Source organism: Arthrobacter sp. TB 23, assembly GCF_000294595.1.
Taxonomy (GTDB): Bacteria; Actinomycetota; Actinomycetes; order Actinomycetales; family Micrococcaceae; genus Arthrobacter_D.
The window spans coordinates 1-1,816 of the sequence record NZ_ALPM01000056.1; the positions used below are offsets into that span (position 1 = coordinate 1).

The 1,816-nt window shown below is 65.5% G+C and carries 3 protein-coding genes (1 of these 3 cut by a window edge); 2 read left to right on the forward strand and 1 reads right to left on the reverse strand.

What is annotated here, in order from left to right:
- Positions 1-46: 46 nt before the first annotated feature.
- Positions 47-811: a lipoate--protein ligase family protein gene (locus B384_RS18140; RefSeq protein WP_019482456.1), complete on the reverse strand. Its 765-nt coding sequence runs from the start codon at positions 809-811 to the stop codon at positions 47-49.
- Here B384_RS18140 and B384_RS0107275 point away from each other — a divergent pair.
- Together B384_RS0107275 and B384_RS0107280 are read left to right on the forward strand one after the other, a co-directional pair.
- A complete protein-coding gene (locus B384_RS0107275) occupies positions 810-1,193 on the forward strand; it encodes a DUF2177 family protein (protein ID WP_019482457.1) in 384 nt (127 codons plus the stop codon). The two genes, B384_RS18140 and B384_RS0107275, sit on opposite strands and share 2 nt — an antisense overlap.
- Positions 1,194-1,260: 67 nt before the next feature.
- A protein-coding gene (locus B384_RS0107280; protein WP_019482458.1) for a Pls/PosA family non-ribosomal peptide synthetase crosses the window boundary here: on the forward strand, positions 1,261-1,816 show its 5' portion. The gene runs 3,323 nt beyond the window's last position; only the first 556 of its 3,879 coding nucleotides appear in the window; it begins with the start codon at positions 1,261-1,263; the stop codon falls past the right edge of the window.

Genomic DNA, 1,816 nt, shown 5'->3' on the forward strand with positions numbered 1-1,816 from the left:
GCCGGTGGAAACCGGCGCGATTAGCTCGCAACGGTCGTTCTGGCTGTCAGGATGCGCTGGGCTGGACCGCTGTGGAAGTCTCCGACGGCTCAAACCCATATCCCGCGCGGCGATAGGCGGCCAGGACGGCGTCTTCGACGTCGCCGACGGTCAGGCCACGCACCAGGTCATTCGCGGCGCCAGCCGTGGCCGGGTCCCAGTCCAGTCCCATCGCCGCGTACGACGAGGTCAACACTTCCCGGATCGGGGCCGAGTCTTCCACCACAATTACCGAGGAAAAGAGCCAGGCTCCGGCGACCACCCGCTGGGCTGTCCCCACCAGCTTCACGCGCCGACCGTCATCGCCAATGCCGTGCACGCTGTATTCGCCGGGACAGTACTCGCCGGGAATTTCACCCACCGCCGCGGTCACTCCCACCGAGCGCAGCGCTGACGCGAGTAGTTCACCGAATCCGGAGAAGCGGTTCCGCGACCCGGCGACGGCGTCAGTCTGCGGCTCGACATGATCGATCACCAGGCAGCCACGATGATAGGCCGCGGCCCTGCCGCCCGCCCGGCGCACGAGCGGCTCAAACCCCAGTGCCCGTGCAGCCTCTTCGGCGGCAGGGAAACCCGGCAACCGGGTGTCGCGTTGCCCGAACGCCACGGTGGGCTCCGGCCGATAGAGTCGCAGCGTAGCGGGACGCTCCCCCGCCGCCACAGCGCGCAGCAAGGTGATGCCCTCCGCCAGGTCAGCGGCGGCGCCGGCCGAGGCGGTACGGCGCACCACGAACAGGTCGGCACCGGTCATCTGGGTTAGGCTCCTGTCCATGATCTTCCTGCAGTTTCTGGTTGCCGCAGCGACATTCCTGCTGCTGGACGCCGTGTGGCTCAAATCGATGAGCAAATTTTATCGTCGGCATCTCGGCGACCAGCTTGCCGACAAACCCAATTTTCTCTATGCGGCAGCGTTCTACCTAATCTATGTAGCGGGCATCGTGCTCTTCGCTGTTCAGCCCGCATTGGCCGCCGAGTCATGGTTGGCAGCGTTGGGCTACGGTGGGGCGCTGGGCTTTTTCGCCTATGCGACCTATGACCTCACCAATGCCTCGACACTGAAACGGTGGCCAGCGGTCCTGATCGCCGTGGACCTCGCCTGGGGTGCCGCACTGACCGGCCTGATCACCGTCGTGACGTACCTGGTTTTCGTGTGATTCGGTTTGTGACCGACGACGGCGTGTAGCCGCCACGAGTCCCGATTCCGGATGGGACACTTATCTGGTGACGCCGCATACCCCCCAACTTTCCCGCCGGTCAGCGGCCCCGCAGCCGCGCACCCTGATTGATATCCTCACCGCCACTGCTGACTCGTTTCCCGACGCCTCAGCGCTCGACGACGGCACCACCAGCCTCAGTTACGCCGAGTTGCTCTCGAGTGTCAGGGCGATGGGGAAAAAGCTTCACCTGGCCGGGCTGGGTGCTGGCGACCGGATCGGCGTTCGTATTCCGTCCGGAACCGCCGAGCTCTACATCGCCATCCTCGCGATCCTCATGATCGGGGCAGCCTACGTCCCGGTGGACGCCGACGACCCCGACGAACGCGCCAAACTTGTGTTCTCCGAAGCGAAGGTCGCAGGCATCCTGCGCGCGGGGCGCAAACCGGTGGTTCAAAAGGGGCGGAAAGCTCCTTTCCCTGCACCGAGGATGCCGACCCCCGACGACGACGCCTGGATCATTTTCACCTCCGGCTCCACCGGAACACCCAAGGGTGTTGCAGTGTCGCACCGCTCGGCGGCGGCGTTTGTCGACGCCGAGGCCCGTTTGTTCCTGCAGGCCG